The sequence below is a fragment of the Chloroflexus sp. genome (genome assembly GCF_034431535.1).
Lineage (GTDB): Bacteria > Chloroflexota > Chloroflexia > Chloroflexales > Chloroflexaceae > Chloroflexus.
Window position 1 is genome coordinate 1 of the sequence record NZ_DAOUDC010000073.1, and the last position, 19481, is coordinate 19481.

Sequence of the window (19481 nt, forward strand, 5' to 3'; positions counted from 1 at the left end):
TTGGCCCCACCCCCGCCCCTACTCCGCTTCTACCGCACTCTTACGCCGCGACCGGCGTTTCATCGGCCAAGGTCGCGCGGATGCGCTGGCCGCGCAGGCTCGTGCGGTTGAGGGCCTGCAATACGTGCTGGGCAGCGCGGCGAGGAACTTCGACAAAGCTCGCGCGCGCGCGCACCTCAATCGCGCCGATGCTGCGACCGGGCACCCCCGCCTCGTTTGCAATCGCGCCGACAATATCGGCGGGGCGCACCTGATCGTTGCGGCCAAGGTTGATTTGAATGCGCGCCATCCCCTGCCCACCACGACGAGACCGCTCAGCGGCTTCGCCGCGCTTGGCCCGCGACGCGCGTTCGGTACGTTCGGCCCGCTCAGGCCGGGCAGGCTCGATGCGGGTAATGGTATCAACCTGCTCAGTCTCAGCTTCATTGAGCAGCAATTTGATCGCTGCGGCGGCCAAGGCGCGCAGATCGTGGGTGGCAGCCAGCTCATCAACCAGCGCCGTATAGCTGTCAAGACCGGGGGTGGCTATCGCCTCGCGTAACTGATCGCGGAGGGCAGCGCGGCGGCGGGCAGCTACATCGGCGAGGGTCGGCATGGCGCGCCGCTCAATGCGCGTGCGTGTCAATCGCTCGATGGTTTGCAGCATCCGGCGCTCGCGCGGCGTAATAAAGGTGATCGCTACCCCATCGCGCCCGGCCCGGCCCGTGCGGCCAATCCGGTGGACGTAACTTTCGGGGTCAGTCGGCACATCGTAATTGATAACGTGGCTCACTTCGGCGATGTCAAGGCCGCGTGCAGCGACATCGGTCGCGACCAGCACATCGAGCTGGCCCTCGCGAAACCGGCGCATCACCCGATCGCGCACCGCTTGGCTAAGATCGCCGTGGAGCGATTCGGCGGCATAGCCGCGCCCTTGCAATCGTTCGCCAATATCGTCGGCCTCTTGGCGAGTGCGGCAGAAAACGATTGCCAACTGCGGCATCTCGGCGTCGAGTACGCGGCACAGCGCATCGAGCTTATCGCGGGCCAGCACCTCGTAATAGAGCTGGCGAATACGCGGCGCCGCCAACTGCTCAGCCGCAATGCTCACCCGCACGGGCTGGCGGGTGTAGCGCAAGGTCAGATTCTGCACGGTGGGGGGCAAGGTCGCCGAGAAGAGCGCCGTCTGCCGCTCGGCGGGAACCAGTTGCAGGATCGCCTCGAGCTCCTCGGCAAAGCCCATATCGAGCATCTCGTCGGCCTCGTCGAGCACGACCATCCGGAGCTGGTCAAAGCGGAGCGAGCCGCGGCGGAGATGATCGAGCACTCGGCCCGGCGTACCGACCGCGATTTGCACCCCTTGCGCCAATCCGCGCAACTGCCGTTCGATCGGTTGGCCGCCATAAATCGGCAATACCCGCAGCGCCCGATGGCGGCCATAGCGATGGATCGCCTCGGCTACTTGTACGGCCAGCTCGCGTGTCGGCGCTAATACCAGCGCCTGTACGGCGAGATCATCAGTCACCCGTTCAATCATAGGCAGCGCAAACGCTGCCGTCTTCCCAGTGCCGGTCTGGGCCTGAGCGATCACATCGCGACCGGCAAGTAACAGTGGAATGGTCTGTGCCTGAATAGGGGTCGGTTCGTCGTAGCCCAACCCGCTCAAGGTAGCGATCAGCGCATCGCTCAGGCCCAACTCAGCAAACGTCGTCATGGTGTTCCGTTTCACAAATACAATCATGTTGCGGCATTAAATACGCCACACAAGGATGACATTATAGCATAAATCTCGTTCTTGAGAAGCCCCTTTCGGCGCAGGATAAGGCGCACATCGCAAAAAGAATATCTTCACGGCGCTCGTCTGAGTGTGGTATGCTATAAACGCTGAACGAGGAATGATTTTTCAAGCATCTGTTGGTAGATGCTTTTGCGAGCGATCCAGTGGGGGCGTGACATGACAGCACCGGCCCGAATCCTCGTTGCCGAAGACGAACCGGATGTAGGCATGCTCCTGCAGGAGATGCTGGCTGGTGAGGGGTACGATGTGCAGCTTGTCACGAACGGCGACCAATTGGTGCGGCGCGCGCAAGAGCAACCGCCGGATCTGATCATTGCTGACTTGCTCATGCCCCTGATGGATGGACTGGAAGCGATTCGCCAGTTGCGCAATGATACCCGTACCGCCCACCTGCCGATGCTCATCCTAACTGCTGTTGGCGAGTCGGCGCGCGTTGTGGAGGGGTTGGAAACCGGCGCTGACGATTACATTGTCAAGCCGTATGACCGCGAGGTGTTACTGGCGCGGGTGCGTTCGCACCTTCGCCGGGCGGCACAATTGCCGACCCGTAATCCGCTGACCGGTTTGCCCGGTAATGTCGCAATTCAGGCAGAGATCAGCCGCCAACTCGAACAGCAGAGCGCTTTTGTCTTAATGTATGTCGACCTCGACAATTTCAAAGCGTTCAACGATGTCTACGGGTTCGCCCGCGGTGATCGGGCAATCCATCTGTTAGCCAGCGTTTTGCAAGAGCAGATTGATCCCGGTGATTTTCTTGGTCACATCGGCGGCGATGACTTTGTCATCCTGCATTTCGGCACCGATCCCGAAGCGTTGTGCCAGCGCATCATCCGGGTCTTTGATGAGCGAATCCGTTCCCTCTACGATGAAGCCGACTTGCAGCGCGGGTATCTGGTCGCAACCGATCGCTACGGTGTGCCGCGCCAGTTTGGCATTATCAGCTTGTCAATCGCCGTCGTGACGACGTATCTGCGTTCGTTTGCCAATGTGGATGAGATGAGCCGGGTTGCGGCTGAACTCAAGCAGGCGGCCAAGCAGGTTTCTGGCAGCAGTTACAAGATCGACCGGCGGAGTGACGTCACACCGGCCAGCCCGCTCACCGATCGGCGCAACGGCAATTCGCCCGATGCCCTGATTGTGTGCCGGAACGAAGTGGCACGGGCCGCGATTGTCGCTACGCTGAATGTGCGCGGCTATCGGTTGCTGATCGCCGATACTGAGGTTGCGGCCCAAGGCTTGCTGGCCCACCATCCGCATCCTTGCCTCGTGGTGGCCGAAGTGATTGATGCGGCCTCCCTCGCCCTTTGGCAACAACTCAACCATAGCGTCCCGCTGATCGCACTCGTGCATGATCAAGCGGCCGCTACCGCGGCCTGTGCCGCCGGCGCCGTGGCCGTCGTATGGTTGGACAATAATCCACTTGATCTCTCCGACCAGTTGCAAGTTGCATTGACCGCGTTAGCCAGCGATCCGGAATGACGCGCTTGACACCAGTCCGGTCGCCTGTTAGCATGCACGGCGTTTGAGCGACTGGAAGCGCGTATCGTTGTATCCTCGCAGCGGCGTTGCCGGGTAACGTCGCTGCCATTGGGAGCGTTGAGCATGGATGTGTCCGAACTGCTGAGTCGCGGCGTTGCCGAAGTCATTGTCGAAAGCGAATTACGCGCTCGCTTGCAAAGCGAGACGCGGCTGCGCCTGAAACAAGGGTTCGATCCGACCAAGCCCGATATGCACATCGGGCACGCGGTGGGTCTGCGCAAATTGCGCGCCTTTCAAGAGTTGGGCCATCAGGTTGTACTGATCGTCGGCGACTGGACGGCGCAGATTGGCGATCCGAGTGGGCGTGATGAAACGCGCACCCGTTTGTCGGCTGCCGAGGTGCGCACCAACGCCGAGACCTACATGGAGCAGTTTTTCCGGGTGGTTGACCGCCAACGCACCGAGGTGCGCTGGCAGAGCGAGTGGTTTGGCCAGTTTACACTGGAAAACGCGCTCGATTTGGCCGGACGCTTCACGCTGGCCCAGATGCTGTCACACGAGACCTTCCGTAAACGCTACGAGACTGGCGCGCCGCTGACGATTCTCGAACTGATGTACCCGATGCTGCAAGCCTACGACTCGGTCGCGATTAAGGCTGATGTCGAGTTTGGCGGTACCGACCAGAAGTTTAACATTCTGGCCGGGCGCGAACTGATGGCGCAGTTGGGCATGACGCCGCAGCAAGTCTTCCTCGTGCCGCTCATTCCCGGCACTGACGGGCGCAAGATGTCGAAGACGTTTAACAATACGGTCGATATTCGCATGCCGCCGGCCGAGATGTACGGTCGTATTATGTCAATGAGTGACGAGGTCTTGCCGCTCTATTTTGAAGTGCTGACCGACGTGCCGATGGCCGAGGTTCACGAGATGAAGACGGCAATGGCAGCCGGACAGGTCAATCCCCGCGATCTCAAGATGCGGCTGGCGCGCGAGATTGTGTCCCAGTTCCACGACCCGGCGGCGGCAGCAGCAGCCGAAGCGGCGTTCATCCGTCAGTTTGTCGAGCGTGAGTTGCCGGAAGACATTCCAAACTTCGCGCTTGATGCGCCTGCCGGGATCGTCGAGGTGCTGGTCGCCGCCGGCCTTGCGCCGAGCAAGAGCGAAGCGCGCCGCTTGATCGACGGCGGCGGCGTGCGGGTCGATGGCGAGCGGGTGGATGGGTATACGCTGACCCTCAACCCCGGCGCGAACGTGGTGGTGCAGGTAGGTCGGCGCAAGTTTGTGCGTGTCGTGTAGGGTCGCACGGCAGTACGTCTTCAACGTGCGCGCGCCGTCCATACGATTAGTAGCGCCCCATCACGCACCTGCACCTGCGCCGGGGTCGCGGTGATCACGTTACTCACGCCGCGCGCCCGATCGTGCAGCAACGAGCCGTTGCGCAACGGGTACGCTAAGCCTTCGGTGGTGATGCCGTGCGCATCGCCGCCGAACGGCAGCAGCGAGACAGTATCGCCGATCGCGCCGGGGATCGCGCTCTCGTCACGCACGAGCCAAATCTGTTGCGGGTGATCGATCAGCCGCACCTGTCGCTCACGCAGCTCAGCCATCCCTAACAACGATACATTGGCCAGCGACTGATCCCACCTCCCGCCGAGCGCGCCGATTATGTCGATCCGGCTCGCTCCGAGGTTCACCGCTGCTAGCAATGCCAACTCTAGGTCAGTCTCATCCTTATCAGGACGGTGGCGCTCAATTGCCACCCCCTGCGCTTGATAAGCCGCCAAGGCCTCGGCTGCGATCGAATCGAGGTCGCCGATCAGCAGGTGCGGCGTATAGCCGTGGGCAAAGAGCGCTGTGCCCCCGCCATCAGCAGCAATTACCCGATCGGCAGCCGCCAGCAGATGCCGGTACGGCGACAGATCAAGTCCCGGCGCATTAGCAACAATCACAACATACATCGCTCTCAACCTTGCATCCCGTACGGGCACAGCGCCGCTGCGCCCTCTTAGCCAACCACCAGCGCTGCCACCCCAAACCCGCCAATAATCAACCCCGACACCACATTGATCACCTGCAACATCGGCGGTGTGACACGCCCGCGCACGAACCCCACCCCGCCGCTCAGGATCGTCCACCAGAGCGCCGAGCCAAGCGCAACCCCGGCCACCAAGGCCAAGCCGGCCCAGCCGCCGGCGCCAGCGCTCAGCCCGAGACCGGCGAAGATCACGGTAAAGATCAGGATCGTCGCCGGGTTGGTGAGGGTCAAGAAGAGGGTAGACACATACGCGCCGAGCAGTCCGCGTTTGGTCGGTTCTGGTTGGGCGACGATCGGCTGTGGTCGCGCCAGCATCGTGGTCAGACCGATCCAGAGCAACGCTACGCCACCCACGATACGCAAGATCGGACTGATGCCAAGTAGCCACAGACTGAGCGCCTGCAAGCCCAACGCTGCAATCGAACCATAGAGTGCATCGGCCGTCGCCGCACCTAACCCGCTGATAAAACCGGCGATCCGGCCATCGGTTATCGTCCGTCTAATGCACAGCAGACCGATGGGGCCGACCGGCGCCGCGATCGCCAACCCAAACAGCACTCCGCGAATGAACAGTTCGATCATCGTCTTCCCTTCTTTTTGGCGCATTATACGCGATCGCGCTTGATTCGCTCTCGGCAAAAGGATGTATACTGAAGGCATTGGTTCACCTTTGCACTAGTTCAAGAGGCTCGCTATGCCTGAACTGCGCCGCGTGGCGATCTTTACCAACGAATACCCGCCGTACATCTACGGCGGGGCCGGAGTTCATGTCGAATATCTGAGCCAAGCCCTTGCGCGAATTGTACCGGTTGAGGTGCGCTGTTTCGGCGATCAGCGGGTTGATGATCCAAATCTGACCGTGCGCGGCTATCCGCGCTGGGAAGAGTCGCGCCAGAACACCGACCCGCGTTTCGCCAGCGCGGTTGATGCAGTGGCCCGCTCGCTGGCGATGGCGAAAGACAACCTTGATGCGAGCGTGGTGCATTGCCACACATGGTATACCGATCTGGCCGGTCTTTTCGCCAGCAAACTGTGGGGCATTCCGTATGTGCTGACGATTCACTCGCTCGAACCGCTGCGCCCGTGGAAGGTTGAGCAATTGGGCAACGCCTACCACCTCAGTTCGTGGATCGAGCGCACCGCGATCGAGCAAGCCAATGCGGTAGTGGCGGTCTCACAAGAGACGCGGAATGATATTTTGCGGCTGTTTAACGTTGATCCGGCCCGCGTGCATGTCATCTACAACGGGATCGATCTGCATGAATACCGCAAAACGAGCGCGACCGATGCGCTCGAACGGTACGGGGTCGATCCGTGCCGCCCGTTCGTGCTGTTTGTGGGGCGGATTACGCGCCAGAAGGGGATCATCCATCTGGTCAACGCCATTCCGCAGATCGATCCGGTGGCGCAGGTGGTGCTCTGCGCTGGCGCTCCCGACACTAAAGAGATCGGGATCGAGATGGAGGAGCGGGTGGCGGCGGTGAGCGCGCAGCGGCCCGGCGTGATCTGGATCCGCGAGATGCTGCCACGCCAAGATGTGATCCAGTTCTATTCGCACGCCGCCGTCTTCTGCTGCCCCAGCGTGTACGAGCCGTTTGGGATTATCAATCTGGAAGCGATGGCCTGCGAAACGGCGGTGGTCGCTTCGGCGGTCGGCGGTATCAAAGAGGTGGTGGTACCCGAAGAAACCGGCTTGCTGGTTGACCCCAACCTCAAACCGGGCAGTTTCGATCCGGTCGATCCGGCAGCGTTCTCGGCTGAACTGGCGGCGGCGATCAACCGGTTGCTGGCCGATCCGGCGTTGCGCGAACGATTCGGCCAAGCCGGCCGGCGGCGGGTCGAGCAGGTCTTTAGTTGGGATGCCATCGCGCAGCAGACGGTGGCGCTGTACCGGTCGTTGTTATCGTAGAGCGGCTGTGCGGCTCCCATTTATGGCCGTTCAAACGGTTGGCCGAGAGCGGCGGGTGCGGTGGCGCGCAGCCGGTTGATCGCGCCGAGCAATGGCCGTTGCCACAGCTGCGGCAAGGTCGCTACCCGGCGCATCGCTGCCGGTGATGAGGCCAAATTGACCATGGCCAGCACGAAGATCATCAGCACAAATGGAGCAACCTGCACGATCTGGGTAGGGATGTTCGGCAATGCGCTCTGCGAGCGGGTGGCAACAATCTCAAGCGCCGCGAAGAGGTAGCATCCCAACGCCACCCGCCACGGTCGCCAGCCGCCGAAGATCACGATTGCCAGCACGATCCAGCCGGCGCCAAAGGTATGGCGGTAGCTCCAGCCTTGCTTAAGATCGAGCGAAAAGGCCGCACCGGCAATGCCCACTAAGGCGCCGCCGGCGATCAACAGCGCATAACGCCAGCGGTTTACATCCACCCCACGGGCATACACCGCTGCCGGACGCTCGCCGAGCGCGCGCACGATCAAGCCGAGCCGGGTGCTGTAGAGCAGATACGCCGTGGCCGGAATGATCAGAAAACTGGCGTAGATCACCGGATCGTGGCGAAAGAAGAGTGTCCCAATCACCGGTACATCGGCCAAAACCGGGATTGGCGTAAAGGGCACCGCCGGACCGGGCACGCGCACGAACGGCGCGCCGAGAAACGACGAGAGATCGGTGCAGAGCAGCGCCAACACAAAGCCGACCGCCGTCTGTGATTGGCCGAGGGTTAGGCTGAACAGACCGAGCACCGCGGCAATCGCGGCGCCGACCAGCGCCGCCGCCGCAAAACCCAACAGCAGATTGCCGGTGGTCAGCGCTACCGCAAAGCCAGTCATCGCCGCTAACAGCATCGTCCCATCGAGTGAAAGGTTAATGACGCCGGCCCGCTCGCTGAGCGTCTCGCCCATTGCGGCGATGACCAGCGGCGAGGCAGCGGCTAGCACTGCGGCGAGATCGATCCAGAGTTGATCCATAGCGAACCTACGATGATGTGACGGTTAACGCACCCGCGCGCGGGCAACCAACGCAAACAGCACCAGCGCACCCTGCAAGACCCCGGCAATTGCGCTATCAATCCCTAGAGTTAGCGGCAATTGAATACTGCCGACGGTAAAGGAAGCGAAGGCAACTGCGATCGGCAACAGCCAGCGCGGATCGGCCCGCGCCAACAGCGCCACCAGCAACCCCAGCAAGCCAATCCCGCTCGAAATATTGGGGATGAGGGCGTGATGCACAGCGACGACCTGCAACATCCCAGCGATGCCGGCCAAAGCGCCGCAAGCAGCCAATGTCTCGGCCATGCGGCGGAAGGCAGCCACCCCTAACCTCCCAGCCGCCGCCGGATTGAGGCCCACCGCGCGCACCTCTAACCCCCAGCGTGTTTTGGTCAACGCCCACCAGACGACCGCTAATGCCAACAGCGCAATCACTGGCGCAGCAGGCGCCAAGCGTAGCCGGTCAATCGTCGGCAGCCAGAGGTCGCGCGACAGCAGATCAGTACCCGACAACGAGGCCGAGGTCTGCCGTCGCCATGGCCCTAGCACCATGTAGAGCGCCAACCCGCTGGCGAGAAAATTCATGCCCAACCCGGCGAAGATCTCGCTGACGTTGGCATACCGGCGCAAGGCGCCGATTAGCAAGGCCCATACCGCGCCGCCGGCGGCGCCGCTCAGGCCAGCCAGCAGCCAGAGCAGGAGCGGCGACCAATCAGGCCAAAGGCGCAACGGCACCATCGCTGCAATCGCACCGGCGATCATCTGCCCCTCGACACCGAGATTGTACAGACCGCCAGCAAAGGTAATGCTCAACCCCACCGCGCACAACAACAGCGGCGCAGCCAGCATGATCATATCGCTCAGGCGCACCGGTGTGCTGAATGCGCCAAACAACACGAGGCGATACGCCTCTAACGGCGAGACGCCGGTGCTGAGCAAGGCCAGCGTGGTGAGGGCAAAAGCGGCAACCAAGGCTAGCAAGGGCCGGGTGAGATTGGTCGTCAATTTCAACCGATCTGTCCGCATTTTGTTACATCCGTGGCAATGTTATGTTTGCTTCCCGTGCAGTTATCGTGCCACATCAACCAGCGCATCAAAGCCAACCCCGCCGATCAATTCGGCCAAGCGGCTCGCCGAGAGCAGCGCGCGCGGTATCGGCGGCCCGATCCGGCCAGCAAAACAGACGATCACCTCGTCGCTGTATTCCATAATCTCATCGAGATCGGGCGAGGAAAAGATAATACAACACCCATCATCACGGCGCGCTTGCAACCGGCTCCAAATCGCCCGCGCCGAAGCGACATCAAGACCGCGAGTCGGTTGTTCGGCCAGAATGCCGCGCGCAGTGGGCGGAATGAGGGCCAGCATCGCTCGCTGCTGATTACCGCCAGAGAGGGAGGCAATCGGTGTCACCGGCGTCGCCTTGATCTGATACTCGGCAATCGCCTGCCGGGCCAGCTCTTCGGCGCGGCGGCGATCGACCAACAACCCGTTGCGTTGCAACAAGGCGAAGTGATCGGCCAACGATAACGCCCCAATCATGCCATCGTGCAACCGGTCAGCCGGCAGATATTCGACCCCGGCTTGGCGAAACGCAATCGATCCCGCAGCGGTCAAATCACGTCCATTCACCAGCACCTGTCCCTGATCAGGCGCTTGCTGACCGGCCAGCAGGCGCAGCAACGCTTGCTGGCCGCTGCCATCGAGACCGGCTAAGCCGATAATCCGCCCGGCGGCAAAGCGGTGGTTCAGATCGACCAAGTGCAAGGCGCCGCTCCGAACCGTAACATCGCGCAACTCCCAGACTGGCGGTGCATCAATGGCCGGCAAGGGGCGATAGATCGGCGGCGCAGCGCCGGACTCGCCAAACATCAACGACAGCAGATACTCTTGGGTTTGCGGCATCGGCAACTGGCCGGGAGGTACGACGTGGCCGTTACGCAAAACGGTCACGGTATGGCAGAGGTCGGCCACCTCTTCCAGCTTATGCGACACAAACAGCACGGTGCGGCCTTTAGCGGCGATCTGGCGCAATGCCGCAAACAAGGCTCGTGCCTGCGCTGCTGTAATGCCGGTGGTTGGCTCATCAAGAATCAGTACCTGCGCACCGCACAACAGCAGGCGCATAATTTCAACTTGTTGGCGCTGACCAATCGTCAACTGGTCAAGCCGCACCGCCGGATCAACTGGAAACTCCAACCGTTCGGCCAGTGCCAGCAGCGCCGTCTGCGCCGCGCGGCGTGAACGAAACACCCCCGGCGGCGCCGCACAGAGCAGATTTTCCAGCACGGTAAATGCCGGAATATCGAGCGGCTCTTGCTGCACCATGCCCACACCGGCTGCCAGCGCATCACCCGGCCCGCGCAGACGGCGGGGAGCATCGTTAAACACGATCCGCCCTTCGTCAGGCTGAATGTAGCCAGACAACAGTTTCATCAGCGTGCTTTTGCCGGCGCCATTCTCGCCCAGTACGCCGTGGATCTGCCCGGCGGCGAAGGAAACCGTCAACCGGTCATTTGCGCAAACCGGGCCAAACCGTTTGGTCAGGTTTTCAACCGCGATGTGCATGATTTTGTCAAAATAATTGGTAGAGACGGACGTCCGTCCGTCTCTACCAATTATTATTTGTTTTTACGGCGCGCTTTGGCCCTCGATGCCGGCCAGCAACTGCTGGGTATACCAAATCGTCTTATCGTCGGCGACCTGCCCTTCCGGCACGAACACGGTGCCATCCTGATAGAACAGCGGGCCGGTAAACAGGTTCAGGCTGCCGTCGGCCAGCTTGGCGATAAACTCATCGAGCTTGGCCGCATTCTCGGCGCTGAGAGCAGGGCCTTTGACAAACCCGATCATGCTGGTATCAGGATCGTTTATATTGCTCCAATTCGGCCCCGTCCACTCCCATGCCGGTTCCCACTTGCCGGCGCGGGCCAGCTCGACCAGCCGCTTGTAGTCAGGCCCCCAGTTGAAATAGGGCACACCGAGGCACACCGCCTCACCTTGCGCACAGGCGCCGGCAAAATCGTACGGAACGGCGAACACTCGCTTGCCGGCTTGAGTCGCCTTATTCGCCTCAACAATTCCCTCGGTGGTGTCGATGCCAGAGAGGATCACATCATACCCCTCGTTGATGAAATCGTTCGCCACCTTGGTGGGGTCGAGGGTCACGCCGGGGATGTTGAACCAGAAACCGATCCACGTCACCTTAAACGCCAGTTCGCTGGCCGGGCGGCCACGGTAGGTTTCCCAGCAATAGCGCGCACCGAGGTAGGTCGAGTTGACCAAGCGGCGGGTTTCGGGGTCGATCAGCGGGCCGAGGTAAGCCAGCTTGCCGGCTTCAGTGGTCAAGGCCGCCGTACAACCGGCAATCATCTTGCCATACTCCATGCGGCCCATCAGATTGCGCACGTTCGGCGGCGCTTCGCCAGTCAGCACCTTATCGCCGGAGGCATGGATAAAGAACACATCAGGATGCGCCGCCGCCGCGATATTGGTGCCATCGGCGAACTCCGCCGAGTTGGTGATGATCAACTTCGCCCCTTGCCCAATCAGTTCTTCGATCGCCTGCTCAACCTTGACATTCGGGCGATCGGCCGGATTGACCTTGTCGATGTAGATGAACTTGACGCCGGGCACTTTCTCGACCACATACTGGGCGCCTTCGTAGTGAGCCTGATTCCAGCCGCCGTCATTAATTGGCCCCACCAGCACCATGCCGAAGACAAACTCTTCGGCGGGCGCTGCCGGCGCCGTCGTTGGTTCAGCAGCAGGAGCAGCGGTCGGCTGAGCAGCCGGCTGCGTGCCGCATGCCGTCAGGATCAGGCTGATCAGCGTGAGGGCCAACACCAGCCAACGGACAGAACGGTTTCTCATCGGTCGACTCCTTGGCAGCATCTGCAAACCTTGCACCATAACAACGAAGCGGCGCAACTGATGACAGTAGTGGTCATCGCTGCGCCGAGACGGTTTTGCGCAGATTCGCACCTCTGACGGGGAGGGCTCCCTGCCGGCTACGTTGCCGATCAGGACGCTATCTGGAGCGCCCGATTACGGGGCGAGTATAGCCGAGATAGCCGTGGCTGTCAATGTGGCGCCGGCATATCATCTCTAGGCGAACCGTCAGGTCTGTGCTATACTAGCGGTACCTGTTCGCCTTCACCAAGAAAGAGCCGCTTATGAATAGCCGCTTGCTGATTCGGGCGGTCTTGCTGTACATCTTGTTAAGCCCATCAATCCCTATGCATGCGGCCGGCCCAATTTGTTTCGAGGACGTTGCGGAGTGTGTCGATACGCGCTTTGCCGAATTTTGGCGGCGCAACGACCGTCATGCAATCAGCGGGCAGAGCGGCAATGCCGCGCGCATCTTTGGCTACCCGATCGGGTCGGCGCGGATCGAGGCAGTTGATGGCGTCGCTGTCTTAGCCCAACCCTTCGAGCGTGTCATTATGCAGCAGCCGTTGGTCAACACTGATCCGGCCAACATCACGCTCCAAATGACCGGTAGGGAACGGCTCACCCAACTTAACCGCGCCCCTACTCTGCCAGCTAAACCGCCAAAGACCGTCCCGCCGGATTGCCGGCTCTTTGCTGAGACGGGTTTTACCCTCTGCGGCGAGTTTCGGAATGTTTGGGAGAGCAATGGCCTTAACCTCGACAACGAGCGCGACTATACAGATGCCGAGCGGATTGCACTGTTCGGGTTGCCAATCAGCGCCGTTAGTCGCGAACCAGCGGCTGATGGCAGCACTAACCGCTACCTTACCCAATGGTTCGAGCGCGCCCGCTTGCAGATCGACGGTGTGACCAGACAAATCATTGTGACGCCATTAGGCCGTGAGGTCATGAGCAATCGCCTCAATCTGCCGCCGTTGCCGCGCAATCTGGGGGTGATGGTCAATCCGGCAACACTCACTGCGGGGAGCACGCTCGCTGCGCGCGGCAGCGGCTACAGCCACGACCGTTGGGTCAGCGTCACCGTGTTTCGTGCTGATGGTACTAGTGTACTGGTTGCTGAACAGGTCAATCTGACGAGTGGCGGCTTCACCGAGACCTACTGTTACCTCACGCCAGCCGATGCGATTCCCGGCATTTGGGCGATTGCCTTTGACGGCATTGATAGCGGACGGCGCACAATCGGCTTTTTTCGCGTGGTGACAACCGGCGAACCAAACCGCGCCTGTCCTGAGATGATCACGCCCGTGCCGCGGGGCCGGTGATATTGATTGCATCTGCAACGGTATGCTACAATACCGGCTAGTTCGTTCTTCAGGTATTGGGGTACCGTTATGCAACTGCCACGCGCAAGCGGCATTTTGCTCCATCCCTCATCGCTCCCTGGCCCATGGGGTATCGGCGATCTGGGACCGATGGCGTACCGGTTTGTCGATTTTTTGGCGGCAGCGGGGCAAACCCTCTGGCAGGTGTTGCCGCTCGGCCCGACCGGTTACGGTGATTCGCCCTATCAGTGCTTTTCGGCTTTTGCCGGTAATCCATTGCTGATTAACATCGATGATCTGATTGACCACGGTTTACTGACCTCAGCCGAAGCACGCGCGGCGCTTGGCGGCTTGCCAAGCGAACGGGTGGATTTCGGCGCGCTTATTCCAGCCAAACAAGCGTTGCTGCGCAGCAGCTTCGAGCGGTTCAGCAGTGGGCACGGCACGTGGCTTCACCACGCATACACCGCCTTTTGCGCCGCGAATGCCGAATGGCTGGCCGATTACGCCTTGTTTATGGCAATCAAAGAGGCGCAGGGCGGCGGGAGCTGGCATGATTGGCAACCCGAACTGCGCGACCGGCAGCCGGCGACGCTGGAGTGTATGCGCCGCGAACTGGCCGGCGTGATTGAGTATCACCAGTACGTGCAGTTTCTCTTCTTCCGCCAATGGCAAGTGCTGAAAGAGTATGCCAATCAGCGCGGAGTGCTGATTATCGGCGACGCGCCGATCTTTGTCGCCGACGATAGCGCCGATGTGTGGGCCAACCGCGATCTCTTTTTCCTCGATGCCAACGGGATGCCGACCGTAGTAGCTGGCGTGCCGCCAGATTATTTCAGCGCCACCGGCCAACGTTGGGGTAATCCGCTCTACCGCTGGGAAAAGATGGCTGCAACCGGATATCGTTGGTGGGTGGCGCGGATGCGACAGGCGTTCACCCTGTACGACGTGCTGCGCCTCGACCATTTTCGTGGCTTTGAAGCCTACTGGGAAGTGCCGGCCAGCGCGCCGACGGCGGTCGAAGGCCGCTGGGCGCCGGGGCCGGGAGCAGACTTGTTCAGGACTTTACAGGCCGAATTGGGTGATCTACCGATCATTGCCGAAGACCTTGGCCTGATTACGCCGGAAGTTGACGAGTTACGGCTTGCGTTTGAACTGCCCGGCATGAAGGTCTTGCAGTTTGCGTTTGGCGACGATGCGACCAACCCATACCTGCCGCATAACTACACTGTGAATTATGTCGTCTATACCGGCACCCACGATAACGATACCAGTGTGGGTTGGTTTACGACGCTCGATGCTAACACTCGCGACGCTGTGCTGACCTACCTTGGCCGCGATGAGCAGACGGTTGATATTGCGTGGGATCTAATGCGGCTGGGGTTGATGTCGGTCGCCAACTACGCGATTACGCCGCTGCAAGATGTGTTGCGGCTCGGCTCAGAGGCGCGCATGAATACACCGGGCCGGCTAGGCGGCAATTGGGCATGGCGCTGTTCGGCAGAGGCCTTGAGCGAGGAGTTAGCCCGCCAATTGCGCCAGCTCACCCGCGCCTACAGGCGGCTTCAGCCGGCAAAGACCTGACCGTCTTCGATGCGAAAGCGGCGGGCGGCGGCGAGAAAATCGGCGCTAAAATCGCTCAGATCGGTGGCGGTGAGCAAGGTCTGCTGGCCGGGACACTGGATGAGGTCGAGTAGATGCGCGCGGCGTTGGGCATCGAGTTCGCTCAACACATCATCGAGCAGCAACACCGGCGCATCGCCGCCGCGCTGGCGCATCAACTCGGCCTCGCCTATCTTGAGCGCTAGCGCGATCGAGCGTTGCTGGCCGCGCGATCCATACCGGCCCAGATCGATCCCGGCGACGCGGAAGATCAGATCGTCGCGGTGCGGGCCACAGAGGGTCTGGCCGCGAGCGATCTCATCGGCGCGCTGAGCCGTGAACGCGCGCCGCAGCCACTCGGCCAAGCCGTCGGCATCGCGCGCCGTCCCCAGATCACAACTCGCTTCGTATTCGATCTGCACCTCGTGCTCGCCACCGCTGATCGCGCGGTAGAGCGGCCCGGCCAAGGCTCCCAATTCAACCACGGCCCGCAACCGCTCGGCTAACAGATAGCCGCCGGCAGCAGCCAATTCCTGATCCCAAAAGGCTAATTCGGCATCGACATTGCGTGGCAGCCGGCGTTGTTCGCGCCATGCGCGCAGCAAGCTGTTGCGCTGGAGCAGAATCTTTTGGTAATGGGCCAAGGTGCGCACATAGTGCGGATCAAGCTGCGAGAGGGTGATGTCAAGATAGCGCCGCCGTTCGGCGGGCGGGCCGTCAACCAGCGTCAGATCGGCAGGGGTAAACAACACCACCCGCAACTGGCCAATCAGATCAAGCGCCCGCGCCGGGCGCTTATCGATCCGAACCAGCTTCTGCGCGCCATTGACCGGTTGGCCCTCATCATCGGTGCGGCGCTGCACTAGCACCTCGAGCCGCACCGGCCCGATCCGGCGTTCCACCTCGACGGCAATACGGGCAAACGGCGGCGTCCCCGCTTCGCCAACCGCATTCCAACGCACCAATTCCCGATCGCTGCTGAGCCGGGGCGAACGCGTCGTGGCGAGATAAAAGATCGCTTCGAGCAGGCTGGTCTTGCCGGCAGCGTTGGGGCCGTACAAGAGAATCGTTGCCGGCGGCAAGGCCAAATCCTGCCGCCGGTAGTTGCGGAAATCGCGCAAAGCCAGATGATGGACGTACATACGCAGAAGCGGGCTACACCCGCGCACCGAGGCGCAAATCACGCAGAGCGGGCAGATTGGCGCAGCCGCTACAGAACATCGCGACCCGCAGCTCGCGAATAAACGCGCTCAAACCTTCGACCACCGCTTCAGCGCCGCGCTCGTTGATCGCATCGAACAGAGCCGGGCGGGCAGTGCCGGCCAGATCGGCCCCTAACGCAATCGCTTTTGCAACATCAACACCGCTGCGCACCCCGCCAGAAGCGATCAGAGTCACATCGGGCAGGGCCGCGCGCACCTCGCGCACGCACTCGGTAGTGGGCAAGCCCCAGTCGGCAAACGCACCCGCCACCCGGTGACCAGTATCGTTGGATTGGCGGAAGCGTTCCACCTCGCTCCAACTGGTGCCGCCGGCGCCGGCCACATCGATAATTCGCACGCCAACCTCGTAGAGCCGGATCGCGTCGGCTGCGCCGATCCCGTTGCCGACCTCTTTCACGATTACCGGCACCTCCAGCCGGCGGCAGACCTCTTCGATCTTGGTCAGCAACCCTTTGAAATTGACGTCGCCTTCCGGCTGCACCGCTTCTTGCAGCGGATTGAGGTGCAAAATCAGCGCATCGGCCTCGATCATTTCGACCGCACGGCGGCAATGATCGACGGTAAAGCCGTAGTTGAGTTGCACTGCGCCGACATTGGCCAGCAGCGGGATACGCGGCGCGATCCGGCGTACCTGATAGGTGCTGGCAAGGCGCGGATCCATCACCGCGGCCCGTTGCGAGCCGACCCCCATCGGCAGGCCGAGATGCTCGGCGGCTTCGGCCAGCGCAAGGTTGATCTTCTCGGCGCTGGAGGTGCCGCCAGTCATTGAGCTGATCAGCAGTGGTGCGGCGATCGGCTTGCCAAGGAAGGTGGTGCGGGTGTCAACCTCGTTGAGATCGAGTTCGGGCAGCGCGCGGTGGGGCAGGCGGTAGGCGGCGAAACCGGTGACGACACCCTTGGCAGCGACATCTTCGTTTAGCACAATCCGAATATGATCAACTTTGCGCGATTCGGTTTTGTCATCACCGGGCATAGGGAACTCCTGAGGCAAACAAGGGGGAAGGAAACCGGCAATTTCACCCCTTTAGAGCGATCATACCAACAAACAAGAGGTGAGTCAAACGGGGGAGTGGGGAATGGGGTACGGCTTGGTACGGTTTAGGCGAAGATGCTACGACGGGACATTGCGCCATTTCGGCTACAATAGCCTTAGTGTTTCGCTAGCGCGGCGTTATCATCGTGAGGGGAATATGGCGGTTACAGCCACTGTTGTCATCTGTGGGGCGGGGATTGCCGGTGTTGCATTGGCCCATCAGTTAGCGGTAACGCATGGCTGGCGCGATGTGGTGCTGGTGGAAGCCGGCGATCCGCTGGCGCTGACCAGCGATAAATCAACCGAATGTTACCGTAACTGGTGGCCGGATGCGGCAATGGTGGCGTTGATGAATCGCAGCATCGACCGGCTCGAGGAGTGGGCGCTCGCGAGCGCGAACCGCATCCGACTCAACCGGCGCGGCTACCTCTACGCAACGGCCGATGAGCGGCGAGTCGTGCAGTGGCAAGCGCAAGCCGAGCAGGCAGCGCGCCATGGAGCTGGCCCATTCCGCATCCACGATCGAGCCGATGCCGATTACCAAGCCGCGAGCGGGCACGACTGGCGCACTGCGCCGGATGGTGCTGATGTGCTGCTCGATCCTGAGCTGATCCGGCGGCATTTTCCCTGCCTCAATCCGGCGACGGTGGCCGTGTTGCATACCCGGCGCTGCGGCTGGCTGAGCGCGCAACAACTTGGGACAATGTTGCTGGAAGAGGCGCGCGCTGCCGGAGTGACGCTCGTGCGCGGGCAGGTGACGGCGGTGGCGCAGACCGGCGGACGGGTTAACAGCGTCACTATTGCCACTGCCGGCGGCACCCAGCAGATCGCCACCCCCCGCTTTGTGAACGCCGCCGGCCCGCACCTAGCCGCCGTTGGTGATCTGCTTGACATCGAGCTGCCGGTGCATAATCAACTCCACCTCAAAGCCGCCTTCGCCGACCCGTTGGGAGTCGTGCCGCGCACTGCGCCGCTGCTGATCTGGGCCGACCCAGTGCAGCTCGACTGGAGTGCGGACGAATGGGATGAGCTGCTGGCCGATCCGGCGACGGCGTGGCTAGCCGACCCGCTGTCGGCGGGAGTGCATTGCCGGCCCGAAGGAGAAGGCAACAGCCAGCAGGTGCTTGTGCTCTGGGATTATCACCCGCACGATCCGGCTCTGCGCGCGGCGCGCTTCCCCATACCGCTTGACGACAGCTTCTTCGAGATCGCGCTGCGCGGTATGGCAACGATGCTGCCCGGCTTGCGCGCCTACCGCGACCGGCTGCCGCGGGCCTACCGCGACGGCGGCTACTACACCTGCACGCCGGAAAACCGGCCCCTGATCGGGCCGCTGCTGGTCGAAGGCGCCTTCGTGATTGGGGCGCTAGCCGGCTACGGGATCATGGCCGCCGCCGCTGCTGCCGAACTCCTCGCAGCGCACATGACCGGCGCGCCGCTACCCGCTTACGCCGCCGCCTTCCACCCGGCCCGCTACGCCGAGCCGGCCTACCGGGCGCAACTGGCGCACTGGGGCGAGACCGGGCAGTTGTGAGAGATGAACTGATCGTTCAGTGGCAAGGGTGGATTCAATAGATGCTAAACACCACCGCAGCAGGAACAGCAACCCTATGGAGAAAACGGTATCAGGCCACCCCAACCTATTGCGGCGACTACGCTATACCCACGGCACCGGCTTGGTCAGTTTCTGTGACGAATAACGTGGCCAATAACGACCGTGGTAGTTGAGCAGATGCAAGATAACCAGTTCAAGATACTATAATCCGAGCACTAGTGCTTGCCATCGCGCTTCTGTTGGATATGCCGTGATTGGGCGAGCATTCGGTCGGCGGCTCGGCGCTCTGAATATGGATGAGACCTTCATACAGCATAATCTCCTCGTTTGGGGCACGAGTGATGTAACGCGGTTCCAACGCTACCGGAGGACTCGAAGATTGGTTATGCATCTCATTCACCATAGATAACCTTTCTTTCTCTTTCGTGCGCCGCTATTGTAGGCGCACCCCCACTTTGTTGTCCTTGCGATGGGGCGCAGCGCCCGAAGCAAGCTCCCGTTTCAGCGAAAGCAACCTCTGTAGGCACAGCTCCCACTATCGCGAGGGATTGCTTCGCCGCCTCCGGCGGCTCGCAATGACATAGCTCAGCTCAATGATACATCGTTCCCGGAATGAATGCGCTA

General features: G+C 61.5%; 15 protein-coding genes. 6 read left to right on the forward strand and 9 right to left on the reverse strand.

Annotated features, from left to right (window positions below):
• Positions 1 to 40: 40 nt before the first annotated feature.
• A complete protein-coding gene (locus tag U9R61_RS17980; RefSeq protein ID WP_322490192.1) occupies positions 41 to 1693 on the reverse strand; it encodes a DEAD/DEAH box helicase in 1653 nt (550 codons plus the stop codon).
• Between the two features lie 240 nt (positions 1694 to 1933).
• Between U9R61_RS17980 and U9R61_RS17985 the strand changes: the two genes are divergently transcribed.
• Together U9R61_RS17985 and tyrS are read left to right on the forward strand one after the other, a co-directional pair.
• Complete coding sequence (locus tag U9R61_RS17985) at positions 1934 to 3256, forward strand: response regulator (RefSeq protein WP_322490193.1); 1323 nt, start codon at positions 1934 to 1936, stop codon at positions 3254 to 3256.
• A 108-nt stretch (positions 3257 to 3364) separates the two neighbouring features.
• The gene (tyrS, locus tag U9R61_RS17990) at positions 3365 to 4552 is read left to right on the forward strand and encodes a tyrosine--tRNA ligase (protein ID WP_416208870.1); all 1188 of its coding nucleotides are present in this window, start codon (positions 3365 to 3367) and stop codon (positions 4550 to 4552) included.
• 20 nt (positions 4553 to 4572) lie between these two features.
• Here the strand turns inward: tyrS and U9R61_RS17995 are convergent, their stop codons facing one another.
• Both U9R61_RS17995 and U9R61_RS18000 read right to left on the reverse strand, forming a co-directional pair.
• Positions 4573 to 5214 (reverse strand): thiamine diphosphokinase, encoded by a 642-nt coding sequence (locus tag U9R61_RS17995; RefSeq protein ID WP_322490195.1) that lies wholly within the window; start codon positions 5212 to 5214, stop codon positions 4573 to 4575.
• Positions 5215 to 5261: 47 nt separating this feature from the next.
• Positions 5262 to 5873 carry a LysE/ArgO family amino acid transporter gene (locus U9R61_RS18000; RefSeq protein WP_322490196.1) on the reverse strand — a complete coding sequence of 204 codons (612 nt, stop codon included), beginning with the start codon at positions 5871 to 5873 and terminating at the stop codon, positions 5262 to 5264.
• Between the two features lie 112 nt (positions 5874 to 5985).
• Between U9R61_RS18000 and glgA the strand changes: the two genes are divergently transcribed.
• Positions 5986 to 7200 (forward strand): glycogen synthase, encoded by a 1215-nt coding sequence (glgA, locus tag U9R61_RS18005; protein WP_322490197.1) that lies wholly within the window; start codon positions 5986 to 5988, stop codon positions 7198 to 7200.
• A gap of 20 nt (positions 7201 to 7220) precedes the next feature.
• Here the strand turns inward: glgA and U9R61_RS18010 are convergent, their stop codons facing one another.
• The 4 genes from U9R61_RS18010 to U9R61_RS18025 all read right to left on the reverse strand — a co-directional run bounded on the left by U9R61_RS18010 (position 7221) and on the right by U9R61_RS18025 (position 12101).
• On the reverse strand, positions 7221 to 8207 hold the full coding sequence (locus tag U9R61_RS18010; RefSeq protein WP_322490198.1) for an ABC transporter permease: 987 nt from the start codon (positions 8205 to 8207) through the stop codon (positions 7221 to 7223).
• Positions 8208 to 8231: 24 nt separating this feature from the next.
• On the reverse strand, positions 8232 to 9254 hold the full coding sequence (locus U9R61_RS18015; RefSeq protein ID WP_322490199.1) for an ABC transporter permease: 1023 nt from the start codon (positions 9252 to 9254) through the stop codon (positions 8232 to 8234).
• Positions 9255 to 9296: 42 nt separating this feature from the next.
• Entirely contained in the window at positions 9297 to 10796 is a 1500-nt protein-coding gene (locus U9R61_RS18020) for an ABC transporter ATP-binding protein (RefSeq protein WP_322490200.1), read from the reverse strand.
• Positions 10797 to 10859: 63 nt separating this feature from the next.
• On the reverse strand, positions 10860 to 12101 hold the full coding sequence (locus U9R61_RS18025) for a BMP family lipoprotein (protein ID WP_322490201.1): 1242 nt from the start codon (positions 12099 to 12101) through the stop codon (positions 10860 to 10862).
• Between the two features lie 302 nt (positions 12102 to 12403).
• Here U9R61_RS18025 and U9R61_RS18030 point away from each other — a divergent pair, with 302 nt between their 5' ends.
• Positions 12404 to 13444 carry a hypothetical protein gene (locus U9R61_RS18030; protein ID WP_322490202.1) on the forward strand — a complete coding sequence of 347 codons (1041 nt, stop codon included), beginning with the start codon at positions 12404 to 12406 and terminating at the stop codon, positions 13442 to 13444.
• A 69-nt stretch (positions 13445 to 13513) separates the two neighbouring features.
• Entirely contained in the window at positions 13514 to 15028 is a 1515-nt protein-coding gene (gene malQ / locus U9R61_RS18035) for a 4-alpha-glucanotransferase (RefSeq protein ID WP_322490203.1), read from the forward strand.
• On the opposite strand, the gene recF is transcribed toward malQ, so the two are convergent.
• Entirely contained in the window at positions 15010 to 16188 is a 1179-nt protein-coding gene (recF, locus tag U9R61_RS18040; protein WP_322490204.1) for a DNA replication/repair protein RecF, read from the reverse strand. The genes malQ and recF overlap by 19 nt on opposite strands.
• A 13-nt stretch (positions 16189 to 16201) precedes the next feature.
• Entirely contained in the window at positions 16202 to 17242 is a 1041-nt protein-coding gene (fni, locus tag U9R61_RS18045) for a type 2 isopentenyl-diphosphate Delta-isomerase (protein ID WP_322490205.1), read from the reverse strand.
• 217 nt (positions 17243 to 17459) lie between these two features.
• Between fni and U9R61_RS18050 the strand changes: the two genes are divergently transcribed.
• On the forward strand, positions 17460 to 18836 hold the full coding sequence (locus U9R61_RS18050; protein ID WP_322490206.1) for an FAD-dependent oxidoreductase: 1377 nt from the start codon (positions 17460 to 17462) through the stop codon (positions 18834 to 18836).
• Positions 18837 to 19481 lie beyond the last annotated feature (645 nt).